This window comes from Mesorhizobium sp. Ca11 (assembly GCF_020165275.1).
Lineage (GTDB): Bacteria > Pseudomonadota > Alphaproteobacteria > Rhizobiales > Rhizobiaceae > Mesorhizobium.
Map to the genome: position 1 here is coordinate 93,412 of NZ_JAIUHU010000007.1, position 16,254 is coordinate 109,665.

General features: G+C 64.5%; 13 protein-coding genes. 7 read left to right on the forward strand and 6 right to left on the reverse strand.

Annotated elements, in window-relative coordinates; genetic code table 11:
• The 6 genes from eutA to LB538_RS14585 all read right to left on the reverse strand — a co-directional run bounded on the left by eutA (position 1) and on the right by LB538_RS14585 (position 5,558).
• Positions 1–777, reverse strand: a complete 777-nt coding sequence (gene eutA, locus LB538_RS14560; RefSeq protein ID WP_224523912.1) for an ectoine utilization protein EutA — start codon at positions 775–777, stop codon at positions 1–3.
• A 5-nt stretch (positions 778–782) separates the two neighbouring features.
• Positions 783–1,442: an ectoine/hydroxyectoine ABC transporter permease subunit EhuD gene (gene ehuD / locus LB538_RS14565; protein ID WP_095765847.1), complete on the reverse strand. Its 660-nt coding sequence runs from the start codon at positions 1,440–1,442 to the stop codon at positions 783–785.
• Positions 1,442–2,101, reverse strand: a complete 660-nt coding sequence (gene ehuC, locus LB538_RS14570; RefSeq protein ID WP_095765846.1) for an ectoine/hydroxyectoine ABC transporter permease subunit EhuC — start codon at positions 2,099–2,101, stop codon at positions 1,442–1,444. The genes ehuD and ehuC overlap by 1 nt, the downstream gene beginning before the upstream one ends.
• 205 nt (positions 2,102–2,306) lie before the next feature.
• Positions 2,307–3,158, reverse strand: a complete 852-nt coding sequence (gene ehuB, locus LB538_RS14575; RefSeq protein ID WP_095765844.1) for an ectoine/hydroxyectoine ABC transporter substrate-binding protein EhuB — start codon at positions 3,156–3,158, stop codon at positions 2,307–2,309.
• Positions 3,159–3,253: 95 nt separating this feature from the next.
• A complete protein-coding gene (ehuA, locus tag LB538_RS14580) occupies positions 3,254–4,039 on the reverse strand; it encodes an ectoine/hydroxyectoine ABC transporter ATP-binding protein EhuA (RefSeq protein ID WP_263482391.1) in 786 nt (261 codons plus the stop codon).
• A gap of 133 nt (positions 4,040–4,172) precedes the next feature.
• Positions 4,173–5,558, reverse strand: coding sequence for a PLP-dependent aminotransferase family protein (locus LB538_RS14585; RefSeq protein ID WP_095765842.1), 1,386 nt, complete (start codon positions 5,556–5,558; stop codon positions 4,173–4,175).
• An 82-nt stretch (positions 5,559–5,640) separates the two neighbouring features.
• Between LB538_RS14585 and LB538_RS14590 the strand changes: the two genes are divergently transcribed.
• From LB538_RS14590 to LB538_RS14620, 7 genes are all read left to right on the forward strand, one after another.
• Positions 5,641–6,126, forward strand: a complete 486-nt coding sequence (locus LB538_RS14590) for an Lrp/AsnC family transcriptional regulator (RefSeq protein ID WP_224523516.1) — start codon at positions 5,641–5,643, stop codon at positions 6,124–6,126.
• Positions 6,127–6,541: 415 nt separating this feature from the next.
• Entirely contained in the window at positions 6,542–8,035 is a 1,494-nt protein-coding gene (locus LB538_RS14595) for an NAD-dependent succinate-semialdehyde dehydrogenase (RefSeq protein ID WP_224523518.1), read from the forward strand.
• Between the two features lie 34 nt (positions 8,036–8,069).
• Positions 8,070–9,449, forward strand: a complete 1,380-nt coding sequence (locus LB538_RS14600) for an aspartate aminotransferase family protein (RefSeq protein WP_224523520.1) — start codon at positions 8,070–8,072, stop codon at positions 9,447–9,449.
• A gap of 22 nt (positions 9,450–9,471) precedes the next feature.
• Positions 9,472–10,572: an alcohol dehydrogenase family protein gene (locus LB538_RS14605; protein WP_224523522.1), complete on the forward strand. Its 1,101-nt coding sequence runs from the start codon at positions 9,472–9,474 to the stop codon at positions 10,570–10,572.
• A 366-nt stretch (positions 10,573–10,938) separates the two neighbouring features.
• On the forward strand, positions 10,939–13,488 hold the full coding sequence (locus LB538_RS14610) for a caspase family protein (RefSeq protein WP_224523524.1): 2,550 nt from the start codon (positions 10,939–10,941) through the stop codon (positions 13,486–13,488).
• 424 nt (positions 13,489–13,912) lie between these two features.
• On the forward strand, positions 13,913–15,004 hold the full coding sequence (locus LB538_RS14615) for an OmpA family protein (protein WP_140844080.1): 1,092 nt from the start codon (positions 13,913–13,915) through the stop codon (positions 15,002–15,004).
• A gap of 85 nt (positions 15,005–15,089) precedes the next feature.
• The gene (locus tag LB538_RS14620) at positions 15,090–16,250 is read left to right on the forward strand and encodes a caspase domain-containing protein (protein ID WP_224523526.1); all 1,161 of its coding nucleotides are present in this window, start codon (positions 15,090–15,092) and stop codon (positions 16,248–16,250) included.
• Positions 16,251–16,254 lie beyond the last annotated feature (4 nt).

A 16,254-nucleotide genomic window follows, 5' to 3' on the forward strand; every position in this document is an offset into this window, starting at 1 on the left:
TCACTGGGCCAGCGGCTTCGTCCACAGCCGGCCGAATTCGGGCCGGGGCGTCTCGTCGCCGCACAGCCGCAGGCAGTTCCAGGCGCTGGCCTGGTTGCTGGTGACGACCGGACGTCCGATCGCCTCTTCCATAACTGGAACCGCGAGCGCGGCGCGCAGCGCGGTGCATGAGACGAACAGCGCATCGGCCTGCGGATGCATGACCTTGCGCGCCAGCTCGACCAGGGAAGCCGGCGTGATGCGCGCCATCTCGCGGTCGTCCTCGAAACCGAGGCAGGTGAAGCTTTCGATATCGAAGCCATGCGCGGCGAAATAGGTGGCCATCGGCCGGCTGGTCTCGAGGGTGTAAGGAGTCAGGATGCTGATGCGCTTCACCCCGAAAGCGTTCAGGCCGCGCACGCCGGCCATCGGCGGGGTGACGACGGGCGCGCCGGGCTTGGCTGAATGGATCGCCTGTTCGATCTCGGCGTCGCCGATCACCACCGACGCAGAGGTGCACGAATAGCATATCGCATCGAGCGGCTCGTCCGGCAGAATGAGCGCCGCGCCCGCCGAAAGCGACGGCTGCATCTTGCGCAAGTTTTCGGGCGTCGTCGGATTGGCGTAGGGGATGCGCGCGACATAGACGCCGATCCGCCCGCTCGCCACCATGCGGCGGAAGTCCACCTCGCTGGTGTGGTCGGTCGCAAGCGCAATCAGTCCGACGCGCTTTTCCAGCGGACGCGAGTCCAGCGTGGGGCGCGCCGCTTCGAGGCGAATCTCGGGCAATGCTTTCACGACTTTCATCTTTCGATCCTGCCGTAGCGATGCTCCAGCCAGCGCAACAGCACGACGGAGCAGAGGCTGATGACGAGGAAGAAGGCGCCGACCAACGTCATTGGTTCGATGTAGCGGTAATAGGTGTTGGCAACGCTCTTGGCCTGGTTCATCAGTTCCAGCACGGTGATCGCCGACAGCAGCGGCGTCTCCTTGAACATGGCGATGAAATAGTTGGCCAGGGCCGGGATCATCGGCGGGATCGCCTGCGGTAGGATGATATGCGTCCAGGTGTGGCGGCCGCCCAGATTGCAGGCCTTGGCAGCTTCCCACTGGCCGCGCGGCACATTGTCGATGCCGGCGCGGTAAACCTCGGCCGTGTAGGTGCCGTAATGCAGGCCGAGCCCGATGACGCCCGCCACCAGCGGCGGCAGCAGGATGCCGATGTCGGGCAGCACGTAGAAGATGAAATAGAGCTGCACCAGGAGCGGCGTGCCGCGGATGAACTCGGCGAACCAGCCGACGCTGCGCGCGACGATGCGGTTCTCCGAGCGCCGCGCCAGCGCGATCCCAAGCCCCACGATCGCCGCCAGGACCGAGCCGAGCACCGTCGCCAAGATGGTGATCTTCACCCCCTGGATAAGGGTCGGCATGATCTCCCAGACGAAGTTCCAATCCCATTCCATCAGACGCGCACTCCGTCGAGGCCGCGCGCCATGCGGCGCTCCAGCGTGCGAATGCCCCAGGAGATAATCAGCGCCAGCGCGAAATAGATGACGAGAACGGAGAGGAAGGGCATCAGCGTGCTGCCGGTCTGCGAGCGCACCACCTGCGCCTGGAAAGTCAGGTCGGCGAGCGAGATAAGCGAGACGACCGAGGTTGCCTTGAGCAGCTCGATCGCGTTGTTGCCGAAGGTCGGCAGCATGACCAGCAGCGCCTGCGGCAGGATCACATGGCGCATGCCTTGCCAGCGGCCGAGATTGAGCGCCGTGCAGGCCTCGTATTGCTCGCGGCCGACCGACAGGATGGCGCCGCGCACGACTTCCGCCGCATAGGCGCCGACATTCAAGCCCAGCGCCAGCACGCCTGCCTGCAGCGGCGTCAGCGACAGGCCGGCGAAAGGCAGCACGAAATAGGCCCAGAACAACTGCACGAAGATCGAGGTGCCGCGGAAGAATTCGATGTACGTCGTCGCCAACGCGCGGATGATGAAGAAGCGCGACACGCGCCCCATGCCGGCCAGGAAGGCCATGATCAGCGCAAGCACCGACCCCATCAGCGTCAGCTCGATGGTGACAAGAGCTCCCTGCAATATCAGGCCGAGATAGCCGGACCACTGGGTCATAAAACTAGCAGTTTCCCAACATTGATGTGCTTGGCGCCTCCCATCGACAGAGAGATGCCGGTTACCCTCCGTAGCTGCAGCGCAGCTGCTGCGTAGGATGGGCAGGCAGATGAGGGGCGGAACCAGCCTTACAGAACTTGGCGCTGCCCCTCATCCGGCTCTTCGAGCCACCTTCTCCCCGCAAGCAGGGAGAACGCAAAGAGCATTATTTCGCCGCGCAGAGCTTCTCGCGCGTCGTCGACATCGCCGCCTTGGCGGAGAAGCCGTAGGGCTCGATGATCTTGGCGAACTCGCCGGACTTCTTCATCTTGGCGAGCTCGACGTCATAGGCGTCGCGCAGTGCCTCGTCGCCTTTCTTGAAGGCCGCGCCATCGCAATAGACCGGCGCGCCCTGCACCGGCGCGATCACTTCGAGGTTCGGGTCGTTGGCCTTCTTCATCAGGTCGTTGATCGAGAGCACAGGCAACGAATAGGCGTCGATACGGCCGTCCTGCACCATCTTCAGGCCGCTCTGGCCGTCCGGCACGACGATGACGCGATCGCGCGGCACGCCGGCAGTGAGCGCCAGCTTCTCCTCGGTGCCGCCGCCCGGCGCACCGACCGTGGCGGAGCTGTCCTTGGCGATGTCCTCGTAGCTCTTGAAGCCCTTCGGATTGCCCTTCTTCACCAGCATCGCTTCGGCATCGCAAAGCACCGGCTCGGAATAGGCGACTGCCGCGCAGCGCTCCGGCTTCATGAACAGACCGGCGGTGACGACGTCGAAGCGGCCGGCCTGCAGGCCGGGGATCATCGCGCCGTATTCGGAGATGGAAGCGACGATGTCGTTGACGCCGAGACGCTTGAAGATCTCGCGCGCCACGTCGGGTGCCGCGCCCGATACCTTGCCGTCGGCCGCGACCGCCGTATAGGGCGGCTCGTTGGCGATGGCGACGCGGGCGAAGCCTTGCTGCTTGAGCTGCTCCAGCTTGGCGTCATCCGCCGACCGCGCGCCGGGGGCGAGCAACATCGCGGTGATCGCGAGGCCGGCGACGCCAGCCAGAATGCCAAGTTTCTTCATCGTTCCCAACTCCTTGTTTGTCTTCTTGGTTTGCCTTGGTTCGGGACGGCCTTTGGCCGCCCGTGGACGGCTTGCGCCGCCCGTCTGCATTGCGGTCAGACGCGATGTCCGGCCGCGATGATCTTCTTCAGGAAGCTCTGCGTTCTTTCCTGTTTGGGATGGCGAAAAATCTCATCGGGCTTGCCTTCCTCGACGATCCTGCCGCGGTCGAAGAACAGCACGCGGTCGGCGAAGTCGTGGGCGAAGCCCATCTCGTGGGTGACCAGAAGCATCGTCATGTCGGTCTCGGCGGCGAGCTTGCGCATGACGTTGAGCACTTCCTCGACGAGCTCGGGGTCGAGCGCCGAGGTGACCTCGTCGAACAGCATGATCTTGGGCGACAGCGCCAGCGCCCGGGCGATCGCCACGCGCTGCTTCTGGCCGCCGGAGAGCTGCGCCGGCATCGCCTTCGCCTTGTCCGCAAGCCCGACCATGTCGAGCAGTTCCATCGCCCGCTTCTCGGCGGCGGCGCGCGCGACGCCCTTGGTCAGCATCGGCGCCAAGGTCACATTGTCCATGACGCATTTGTGCGGGAAGAGATTGAACAGCTGGAAGACCATTCCGATCTTCTGGCGCATCCTGGCCAGATGCCGCTCGTCGGCCAGCAGCAGCTGGCCGTTGCGCTCCATGTGATAGAGCTGCTCGCCGTCGACCTGGATATGGCCGCCGTCGATCTTCTCCAGCGTCATCAGGATGCGCAGGATCGTCGTCTTGCCTGAGCCGGACGGGCCGATCAGCGCCAGCTTCTCGCCAGGCATGACCTCCATCGACAGGCCGTCCAGCACCTTGAAGGCGCCGAAGCTCTTCGAAATCGCATCAACCTTGATGATGGGCGCGGGCAATCCATTCCCCCGTTCTGGAGCCTATGCCCTTAACGATGCGAAACGCGCCAAATCATGTCAATTGGGAAAATAATATCATGACAATATTTCCGACGCGGCACAATTTCAGGGCAATCTGAGCTTCCTTTGTGCATCAGATGGCGAGCAGGAGATGCTCCGGATCGCCGAGCAGCAGTTTGGCGACAACGCTCAGGCCCGCCCGCAGTTCCCCCTCGGTGGTCGATCCGAGCGAGATGCGCACGGCCGGATGCCAGGGCGTGTCGGCGATGCGGAACGAGGTGCCCGGCGCGATCGCCACCCCCCGCAGGCGCGCCTGCGCGACAAAGCTCTCCTCGGCCCGGTCGCCCGGCAGCTCGAGCCACAGATGCAGCCCGTCGCGATGACAGCGATAGTCGACACCCGTGAGCACTTCCGCGGCGATCTCCTGGCGGCGCCTCAGCGCGCCACGCTGCCAGTTGACCAGTTCCATCGCGGTGCCGTCGGTCACCCAGCGCGTGGCGATCTCCGCCACCATCGGCGTCGCCATCCAGTTCGAGACGAGATGGCGGTTGGCGACAGCCGCGACATAGCGGTCCGGTACCGCGAGATAGCCGATGCGCAGGCCTGGCACGACGATTTTGGTGAAGGAGGTGACGTAGAGCGTTCGCTCCGGCGCGAAGGCGGCAACCGCCGGCGGCCTGCCTTCGACCAGCGGCCCGAGCACGTCGTTCTCGATGATGGCAATGTCGTGCTTGCGCGCGACCGCCGCGATCTGCTCGCGCCTTGTGGCGTCCATGAGCGTCGCCGTCGGGTTGATCACAGACGGCTGGACGAACACAGCGCGGATGTCCGAGAGGCGGCAGGCCTCGTCGAGCGCTTCGGGGACCAGCCCGTTGCCGTCGATCGGCAGGCCTTCGAGGTTGAAGCCGAGATAGCGCGCGAGCGGGATCAGCGTGTGGTGGCCGATTGCTTCGGTAGCGACTGTCGAGCCGGGCGGCGCGACGCTCATCAGCGCCACCGTCATGCCGGCGGTGGCGCCGTTGGTCAGGCTGATGTTCTGCGGCGAGGCTTCAAGGCCGCAAAGTTTCAGCCATTCGACCGCGACCGCGCGGTGGCGCGGGAAAACCATGTTGGGCCGGAACGACAGCGCCGAGCTCGACGGCAGGTTCTCGGCCAGCCAGCCCAGCGCCTGCTTCAGTTTCTCCAGATGCATCGGCTCGCAGACCGGCTTCAGGATGGAGAGGTCGATGACCTCGCCAAGCCGTTCCGGGATATAGGGCGGCTCGGGCTCGCGGCGCTGCGTCTGCACGAAGCTGCCGCGGCCGACCTCGCCGGAAATCAGTCCCCGGCGGATCAACTCCTCATAGGCGCGGCTGACGGTTTGCACCGAAAGCTTCAGATCGTCCGCCAGCCGGCGATGCGTCGGCAGCCGCGTGCCGTTGGCCAGCCGCCCATCATGGATGGCGCGCGCGAACTGGTCGGCCAGCGAGAGATAGGCCGGTCGGCGGATGAGAGCAGGATCTGGCTGCCAAAATGTCATGACTTATTAGAGATCGAAATCAGTGCAATTGACAATCGAAATAATGCATCGTCATGGTGTCCGCAACGAAAGGCGGACCCGCATGGCGGCAGCGAAACTCGACCCGATCGACCTCAGGATTCTCGACGCCATCCAGCGCGACGGGCGTATCACCAAGCTGGCGCTGGCCGAGAAGGTCGGCCTGTCGCCAACGCCGTGCTGGATGCGGCTGCGCAAGCTGGAGAAGGCCGGCATCGTCTCCGGCTATCACGCCGCGATCGCCATGCGTGTCATCGCGCCGGTGGCGACGGTGCTGATGGAGGTGACCCTGGCCAATCATCGCCAGGCTGACTTCGACCGCTTCGAGCGGGTGGTGCGCGATATCCCGGAGATCATTGCCTGCTGGTCGGTGGGCGGTGGCGTCGACTACGTGCTGAAAGTGATGGCGCGCGACATCGACGCCTATCAGCGGCTGGTCGACGGCCTGCTTGAGCGCGAGATCGGCATCGACCGCTACTTCACCTACATCGTCACCAAGACGGTCAAGGATGAGACCGTGCTACCGGTGGCCGATCTGCTGCCGGAATAAGGGTGAGTCGGTCTCACGATCAGCGTGGAGATTAGCCGAAACGTCCGTCACTTCGTCATTCACGGGCGGAGCAAGGAGCGAAGCGACGCGGCGCAGACCCGAGGATCCATTCCGTAAAGCCAAGGCGTTGCAACGGTGCAGAATTCTGCTCCGCTGCGCCCTTCGATCAAGGTCACGGAATGGATCCTCGGGTCTACGCGTCCGCTTCGCTTCCGCTCCGCCCATGGATGACGAAGTTGTGGGAGGCGGCCAATTTCACCGGTTGGTGGCATCCGGCGGCTGGTAAGCTAGAGAGATTGACCTGCTCCCGGACAAATAGAGACAATCTCTCTACATCGGACCGCCGAAACAGCCTCTTTGTCCCGATTGCGCGAGTAGTCTCTCCATATCGCCTCGGCACCGGGAGACCCGACTGATGTCCGCACATTTTGCCCGTACCAACCACCATGACGCGCTCGACCGCCTCGCCGATCGCCGGCTGCTGCGCGCGCTCGCCTATGTCGATGGCCATTGGACGGCGAGCGAAGCGGCGGCAAGCTTTGAGGTTACCGATCCGGCCACCGGCGCTACCGTCGCCTTCGTAGCCGCGCTCGATGCCGCCCAGACGACAAAGGCGATCAATGCGGCGTCGCGCGCGTTTTCCGCCTGGCGCTCGGCGCTGCCGCAGGAGCGCTCGAAAATCCTGCGAAAATGGTTCGATCTGATCATCGCCGCCAAGGACGATCTGGCGCTGCTGATGACGCTCGAGCAGGGCAAGCCGTTGAAGGAATCGCTTGGCGAGATCGACTACGCCGCGTCCTTTATCGAGTGGTATGCCGAGGAAGCGAAACGCCTCAACGCCGAAAGCGTCACCAGCCATCTGCCGAATGCCGAGATGTCGGTGCGCCGCGAGCCGCTCGGAGTCGTCGGGGTCGTCACGCCCTGGAATTTTCCGTCGGCCATGCTCACCCGCAAGGCGGCCGCGGCGCTCGCCGCCGGCTGCACGGTTGTGGCGCATCCGTCCTCGGAGACCCCGCTGTCGGCCCTGGCGCTGGCGGAACTCGGCGAGCGTGCCGGGCTGCCGGCAGGCGTCTTCAACGTCGTCACCGGCGATGCGCGCACGATTGTCGGCGCGATGTGCGCCGATGCGCGGGTCCGCGCGATGAGCTTCACCGGCTCGACCGAAGTCGGCCGGCTGATCGCCGCGCAGAGTGCTGCGACGATGAAACGGCTGGTGATGGAACTCGGCGGCCATGCGCCGCTGATCGTCTTCGACGACGCCGACATCGACAAGGCGGTGACGATCGCGCTCGATGCCAAATTCGCCACCTCCGGCCAGGATTGCCTCGCCGCCAACCGCATCTATGTGCAGCGGCCGATCTATGATCGCTTCTGCGCCGCTTTCGCCCGCCGCATCGAGCAGCTCCGCACCGGCAATGGCTTATCGGCAGACGCCGATATCGGACCGCTGATGCATGAGCGCGCGGTCAAGAAGGTCGAGGAGCAGGTGGCCGACGCGCTCACCCACGGTGCGCGCTGCCTGACCGGGGGCAGGCGTCACGCGGCCGGGCAGCTGTTCTACCAGCCGACGCTGCTCGCCGATGTGCCGGACGAAGCGCTGATCATGCGCGAAGAAACCTTCGGCCCTGTCGCGGCTGTGACGCCGTTCGACGACGAGGCGGAAGTCGTCACCCGCGCCAACGCCACGGAATACGGCCTGGTCGCCTATGTCGTCACCGAAAACGGCGCGCGCCAGGCGCGCATGGGCAGCGCCTTGGAGTACGGCATGGTCGCCATAAACCGGGTCAAGATCACCGGCGCGCCGATCCCTTTCGGCGGCGTCAAGCAATCAGGCATCGGCCGCGAAGGCTCCCGCCACGGCCTCGAAGCTTTTACAGACCTCAAATACCTTTGCCTCGATGTAGCCTAAGCTACGCAGGCCTCATTCTCGTCAGGAGTCAAAAATGCTCGAACAGTCCAACGAACTCTCCGCTTGGGACCGCGACCACTTCTTCCATCCCTCGACGCATATGGGCACGCACGCGCGCGGTGAATCGCCGGCCCGCATCATGGCCGGCGGCGAAGGCGTCACCGTCTGGGACAACACCGGCAAGAAGAGCATCGATGCCTTCGCCGGCCTCTATTGCGTCAATGTCGGTTACGGCCGCCAGAAGATCGCCGATGCCATCGCCGAGCAGGCGAAGAACCTCGCCTACTACCACGCCTATGTCGGGCATGGCACCGAGGCCTCGATCCGGCTCTCCAAGATGATCATCGACCGCGCGCCGAAGGGCATGAGCCGAGTCTATTTCGGTCTCTCCGGCTCCGATGCCAACGAGACCAACATCAAGCTGATCTGGTATTACAACAACGTTCTCGGCCGGCCGGAGAAGAAGAAGATCATCTCGCGCTGGCGTGGCTATCACGGCTCGGGTGTCATGACCGGTTCGCTTACCGGGCTCGAGCTGTTCCACAACGCCTTCGACCTGCCGCGCGCGCCGATCCTGCACACCGAGGCGCCCTATTATTTCCGCCGCGCCGACCGCTCGATGAGCGAGGAGCAGTTCTCGCAATATTGCGCCGATAAGCTGGAAGAGATGATCCTTGCCGAGGGCCCGGACACGGTCGCGGCCTTCATCGGCGAGCCGATCCTCGGCACCGGCGGCATCGTGCCGCCGCCGGCCGGCTATTGGGCAAAGATCCAAGCCGTGCTCAACAAATACGACGTGCTGCTCGTCGCCGACGAGGTGGTGACCGGCTTTGGTCGTCTCGGCACCATGTTCGGTTCCGACCATTACGGCATCAAGCCGGACCTGATCACCATCGCCAAGGGCCTGACCTCGGCCTATGCGCCGCTCTCCGGCGTCATCGTCGCCGACAAGGTCTGGCAGGTGCTGGTCAAGGGCTCGGACAAGCTTGGCTCGCTCGGCCATGGCTGGACCTATTCGGCGCACCCGATCTGCGTTGCCGCCGGTGTCGCCAATCTCGAGCTGATCGACGAGATGGACCTGGTGCGGAACGCCGGCGAGACCGGAGCTTACTTCCGCGCAGAGTTGGCCAAGGCAGTCGGCGGACACAGGAATGTCGGCGAGGTGCGTGGCGATGGCATGCTGGCCGCCATCGAGTTCGTCAAGGACCGCGACGACCGCGTCTTCTTCGATCCGGCGCTGAAGGTCGGGCCGCAGATCGCCACCGCGCTCGCCGCCAGCGGCGTCATTGGCCGCGCCATGCCGCAGGGCGATATCCTCGGTTTCGCGCCGCCGCTCTGCCTGACGCGCGAGGAAGCCGACATCGTCGTCGCCAAGACCGCCGACGCCGTGAACAGCGTATTGGCCAGCATCTGAGAAGTGACATCCGAGAAGCGACATGAATGCCATGACCAGAACTCTTCCCGCCACCATGGCCGCCGTGCAGCTTACGGGCCATGGCGGCCTTGAGAAGCTCGTCTACCGCACGGATGTGAAGGTGCCGGCACCTGCCGCCGGCGAGGTGCTCGTCAAGGTCAGCGCCTGCGGCATGAACAACACCGATGTCTGGGTGCGCCAGGGCGCCTATGGCACGGAGGAAGATGCCGAGGCGGTGTCGACGTGGCGCCGGCAAGGCAACACTCTGACCTTCCCGCGCATCCAGGGCACCGACACTGTTGGCACGATCGTCGCCGTCGGCGACGGCGTGTCCGCGGAGCGCATCGGCGAGCGCGTCATGGTCGATTTCTCGATCTATAATCGCGACGACGATTCGCTGGCCGACATCGACTATATGGGCCACGGCCGTGACGGCGGTTATGCAGAATACCAGGCGCTGCCGGCCGAGAACGCGCATGTCGTCGACACCGATCTGAGCGATGTCGAGCTAGCCACCTTCTGCTGCGCCTATCTCACCGGCGAGCAGATGCTGGAGCGGGCGGCGCTAAAAGCTGGCGAGCGTGTGCTGGTCACCGGCGCCTCCGGCGGTGTCGGCTCCGGCATCGTGCAACTGGCGAGGGCGCGGGGCGCCATCCCCTATGCCGTCGTCGGCAAGGGCAAGGAACAGGCCGTGCTCGACATTGGCGTCGAGAAGGTGATCACGCGCGGCGTGGCCGACCTGCTCACCGCCGTCAACGAAGCGACTGGCGGCCAACCCATCGACGTGGTCGCCGACCTCGTCGGCGGCGCCATCTTCAACGACCTCCTACGCATCCTGCGGCCCGAAGGCCGCTACACGACTGCCGGCGCGATCGCCGGGCCGGTCGTGCAGCTCGACCTCCGCACCATGTATCTGAAGCAGCTCCAACTCCACGGCTCGAGCCAAGGCACCCGCGCGGACTTCCGCCGCATCGTGCGCTACATCGAGGAAAAGAAGATCAAGCCGCTGGTCGGCGGCGCGTACAAACTGTCGGACTTCCACCGCGCCCAGACCGACTTCATGGCCAAGGACTTCGTCGGCAAGCTGGTGGTGGTGCCGGACGCGATGTGGAGCGGCGCCTGACCCAGGAAAGAGGCCGGCTTGGGCTCGGCGGGTCGCCGTAGCCTTCCGTCCGGAATTGCGTAAAGCAAAGAGATAGGACGTTTTCGCCGTTTCCATGAAACGCTGTGGCGTCGCAGACACGCAGCGCTGCGCGGAGGCGTGGCTCGCAGATGGTGACACTGCATCGACAGACGGCGACGCGCTTACCCAGGTCATTGCGGCGCCGAGGTCTCTGGGTTATTTTAGCAGCTGGTTGAATGCGCGATCTGCCTTGCCATCGCAGGCGCGTTCCTTGCCGTCTTGGCAGATTGTGAAGTCTTTAACAGACCGCGATGCCGCAAGCTGCGTTCTTGTGGCCGACAGGTGATAGCAGTTAGGGATTTTACCATGCTGCGATGCTGCGCGCTGATAGCAGCCTTGATCCTCGTGGGCCTCGCGACGGTGCAGGCGCACGCCGATCGAAGGGTTGCGCTTGTCATCGGCAATTCCGAATATCGCGAAATCCCTGCGCTGAAAAATCCGGACAAGGATGCCGACGACGTGTCGAGCACGTTCCGGCTGGCCGGCTTCGATGTGTTCGTCGCCAAGGATCTCACCAAGCTCCAGTTCGAGAAGGAATTTCGCAATTATCTCGCGGCGGCGGACAGCGCCGATCTGGCGGTCGTCTACTATTCGGGTCACGGCTTTCAGATCGGCGGCGAGAATTTCCTGATCCCGGTCGATGCGTCGCTCAAGGATGCGGCGGACATCGAGGTGCAGGCGGTCAAGCTCGACGACGTCCTGCAACAGTTGCGCGCCAAATCGAAGATCCAGGTGATCATCCTCGATGCCTGCCGCAACAACCCGTTCCCGCGCAAGGATTACTGGCTGCGCGACCAGTTGATCGCGGCCGGCGGCACCGGCCTCGCGCAGGTGAAAAGCTCGCTGAACACGCTGATCGCCTTCGCCACGGAACCCGGCGCCGTCGCCTATGACGGGTCCGGCGATCTCAGCCCGTTTTCATCCGCCTTCTCGCGCCGCGCGCTGGCGCCGAACCAGGAGATACGCTCGGTCATGGCGGCCGTCCGCCGCGATGTGGTCGAGGCCACCAAGGGCGCGCAGGTTCCCTGGGAAAATTCCTCGCTGATCGACGAGGTGGTGCTGATGCGCCGCGCCAGCCGGCCGGCTTTGCCGCCGGTGCTGGAAAAGACCGTGCCGTCAGGCGTCGGTCCGGTCGCGCTCGACCTGCCGGTGCCAGTCGATGTCGATGGCGGCGCGGTCACCATCAGCATCGAAAGGCCGCCGGCGCTGGGGCGTCTGATCCTGGACGGCAAGCCGGTCGCGACGGGCGAGCCGATAGAGGGCAAGGATCTGCCGCGGCTCGCGATGGATGTGCCGAAAGGCGCCGACGCCGAGGACCAGGTCGATATGTTGGCCTACGCCGCGCATGACGAGTGGGGCGGTGGATCGCAGGGCATACTGGTGTTCCGGGTCAAGAACGGCGATGGCGCCGCGGGCAAGCAGCTTGTCGCCTCGCTCGAGTCGAAACAGAAGCAGCAGGTGCTGGAGCGCGGCATCCACATCGCCGGCGCCGCCGAGGCGATCGAGAACCGCGACGTCAAGATTCCGGTCGGTGTCGGCCCGGTGCCGCTGAAGCTGGATTTCCCGACCAACGATCCGTCCGTAAGCGTGAAGCTTGCGAGCTATCCGGCAACCGGGACGCTGTCCCTGCCGGACCGGACCTTGTCGCCGCAATCGAGCCTGATGGCCGACGAGGTCGATAAACTGCGCTATGAACCGCAGATAGGCGCGGTCAAGCCATTGATAGTCGGCGTCGAAATCAGAGCTGACAAAACATCGTCGAAGCCGGCGACGATGAAGCTGTCGCCAAGCGTCGATCCCTGCGACACGCAGGCAGGCGAACCCTTGGACCTGCAGGGCGTCGTTCCCGGCCTGTTGCCGAACGAGATCGGCGCCGGCGCGGTGGAGGCCTGCCGGGCGGCGGTGAAAGCCTATCCCGATGTCGCGCGGTTCCACTACGAACTCGGGCGCGCGCTGCTCGCCGCCGGTAAAGTTGACGAGGCGAAGAAGGCGATTGAGGAAGCCGCCGACAAGGGACATGTCCGCGCTGTATTCGAGCTGGGCTACCTCAACGCGACCGGCACGGGTATGCCCGCCAACCGCAAGCAGGCCAACACTTTCTATGCCGCGGCGTCCGACAAAGGCGATCCCTATGGAATGACTTCATGGGGCCGCGCCTTGTTCAACGGCTACGGTGTCGATCGCGATACCGGCAAGGGGCTGGACCTGCTGCTCAAGGCGGCGGCGATGGGCCATACCTATGCGATGAATGACCTTGCGGCGATCTTCACCGAAGGCCGCAACGGCGTGCCGGCCGATCCGGCTCGCGCCGTGGCCTTCCTCAAGGCCGGCGTCGAGCGGCAGGACATGTATTCGATGAACCTGCTTGGTCGCAATTATCTCTCCGGCACCGGGGTCGAGAAGGATCCCAAAACCGCACTCACGCTGTTCCAGAAATCGATGGATCTCGGCCAGCCCTATGCCCCCGGCAGCCTTGCACGCATGTACAGGGACGGTGTCGGCGTGCAGCAGGATCTGGCAGAGGCGCAAAGGCTGTTCGAGCTGGCGACCGATCGCGGCGATCAGTCGGCCGCATATGATCGCGCGGCGCTGGAGATGCAAAGAGGCGACAAGGCCGACCAGGCGGTGGCCGCGCGCTATCTTGCTTTCGCGGCCGCGCTCGATCTTCGCAACGAGATTCCGGACGCAAAGGCGACGCTCGCGAAATTTGGAGCCAAGGCGAAGACAGCGGCTCTGAAACAGATGCGTGGGGAACTCAAATCCAAGATTTCGGCGGACGGCTCGTTGGACGATCAACTGGTCAAGACGGCCAGGGCGGTCTGGGAACAAGCCAATCCGCGCCGGGACCTGTTCTGATCAGCAAGGAGGCAATGTTGTGGGCTGGGCATCGAAACACGCAATCGTCGCAACAATCCTGTCCGGTGCTCTCGCAGTCGCGGGCTGCACGACCGTGACGCCCAGGGTCGAGCCGGCCCCGACGGAGAAGCATAGGACGAAGGCTGTTCGCACGACGACCGCGCCAAAAGTCGTCGAGCGCAAGAAGGTCACCGCCAAGAAACTGATCAAGCCCGTTCAGACCGAAACCGCGCCTGTCATTGCACCGATAGGCGGGGGAGGGGGCAGTGGCGGAGGCGGCGGAGGCGGTTGGGGATGAGGACTCGGGAGCTGCGGCCGAGTCGTTTATCAAGTCCGCCGTAACCGCTCGCCAAGCCGGGGCAAGTGCTCTATGCTCCGATCACATGCCGGTATCGAGATCGGGTTGTCCTGGCGGGGGCGTTCCATGTTCGAAGTCGTCGCATTCTGGCGAAAAATGCGAGCCAAGGCCGCGGCTTTTGGCTTGGTCGTAGTCGCGCTGCTGGTCTTCGGATCGCAGGCTGCGAGCGCCGCGCCGAACTGGACGCTCGATCCGTCCGCTTCGGTGCTCACCTACCAGTCGGTCAAGAAGAACACGATCGTCGAGACCAATAAGATCAGGAACATCACCGGCACGCTGAGTTCCGCCGGCGACGCCAGGATCAGCTTCGACCTCAATTCCGTCGATACGGGCGTCGACCTGCGCAACGTTCGCATGCGTTTCCTGTTTTTCGAGACATTCACCTATCCGACGGCCGAAGTGACTGCGAAGGTGGACCCAGCGGCGTTCGCCGATTTGCCTACCAAGCGCCGCGTGAAGACGACACTGCCGTTCCGCCTCAGCCTGCATGGCGTCGACAAGGATCTCGAGGCAAGCGTCGTCGTCACCATGATCAGCGACGCCCAGGTTTCCGTCGCTTCGGAAGCGCCCGTCGCGGTCCATGTCGAGGATTTCGGCCTCCTGCCCAACATCGACAAATTGCAGCAGGCGGCCAACGTGACCAACATCGTGCCCACGGCGTCGGTGTCCTTCGATTTCGTCTTCACCGCCGACGGCGCCAAGCCGGCCGCCGTGCAGACCGTTGCGGCCTCGACCGCCGAGGTCGGCCCCGTCGCCACCGATGCCGCGAAAGCCAATTTCAGCGACGAGGAATGCCTCAACCGGTTTGCCGTGCTCTCGCGCACCGGCGCCATCTATTTCCGCCAGGCGAGCGCGAGGCTCGACGCCAAGAGCCGCCCGCTGCTGGCGGAGGTCGAGGGCGTCGTCGGCAAATGCCCGGCCCTCAAGGTCGAAGTGTCCGGCTATACCGATTCCGACGGATCGCCCGAGGCGAACAAGGCGCTCTCCGAGCGGCGCGCCCAGGCGGTCGCCGATGCGCTTATCGCCGACGGCGTGCCGCGCAACCAGATAAGCTCGGCCGGTTATGGCGAGGACAAGCCGGTCGCCGCCAACGACACGCCCAAGAACAAGGCGCTCAACCGGCGGATCGAATTCTCCGCCAGCAAGCTCACCAACTGAGGTGACGGTGGGTCCTGGTCCGATCGCCTTTTGCGGTGGCCTGCTTCGCGCCGCGGGAGTTGTGGCGCTTGCCCTGATTCTGACGATGGCCGCCGCAAATGCCGAGCGGCGCGTCGCGCTCGTGCTCGGCAACTCGCAATATCAGCACGCGGCGCCGCTCGCCAATCCGGCGCGGGATGCGCAGGCCATGGCCGATCGGCTCAAGGACCTCGACTTCGAGGTGGTCTCCGGCTTCGACCTCACCAAGCAGCAGACACAGACTACGGTCGCGCAGTTTGCCAAGCAGGTGCGGGGCGCCGACATCGCGCTTTTCTTCTATGCCGGCCATGGCCTGCAGGTCTCCGGCAAGAATTATCTGCTTCCGGTCGACGCCGCGCTCGAGGACGAGACCTCGCTCGATTTCGAGGCCGTTTCGGTCGATTTCGTCCTGCGCCAGATGTCGCGCGAGACCAGCATAAGACTGGTTTTCCTGGACGCTTGCCGCGACAATCCGCTTGCCGACGTGCTGGCGAAGACCGCCGGCATCAAGAGCGCAAGCAGCGGCCTCGCTGAAATCCCGATCGAGAATGGCGGCGCCGGCACGCTGGTTACCTTCGCCGCAAGTCCGAACCAGCTCGCCTATGACGGTTCGGGCGACCACTCGCCGTTCACCACGGCGCTGCTCCAGCATATCGGCGAAGCCAACGTCTCCATCACCGAAGCGATGAACAGGGTGACCAGCGATGTCTTCAAGGCCACTGCCGGCAAGCAGCGCCCCTGGATCAACGTCTCGCTGACCACCAAGGTCGTCCTGCACAGGATCGATCTCAATGCGCCGCTGATCGTCGGCGAGGCAGGCCCGCCGCAGGCCGAAGCGGGCTCCGGGACGCGCAACACCGGCGCGGCGTCCGGCCAGACCGACGAACAGCTTGCGCTCAATGCGCTGCGTGAAAGAATCCCGAAGTTGGGAACGGACGGGCCGATCTTTTTCGATCGCCCGGTCAAGTTTGGCGACCCGGCGATCGACGGCAAGAGCATAGCCCAACTGATCAAGGGACAACCGCTTTTCAGTCCGGTCGAAGGCCTCGACAAGTCGGTCTGGCAAGGCAAGCACTGCGACGGCTGCCACGAGTGGAACGAGACCCGCCTTTGCGAGCAGGCGAAGAATTTCGCTGCCAACGACGTCTCCGTGCTGCGCCTGCAGCATCCGCTCGGCACGCGCTTCAAGGTCGCTTTGGCCAGGTGGGCGCAAGGCGGCTGTAAATGATTTT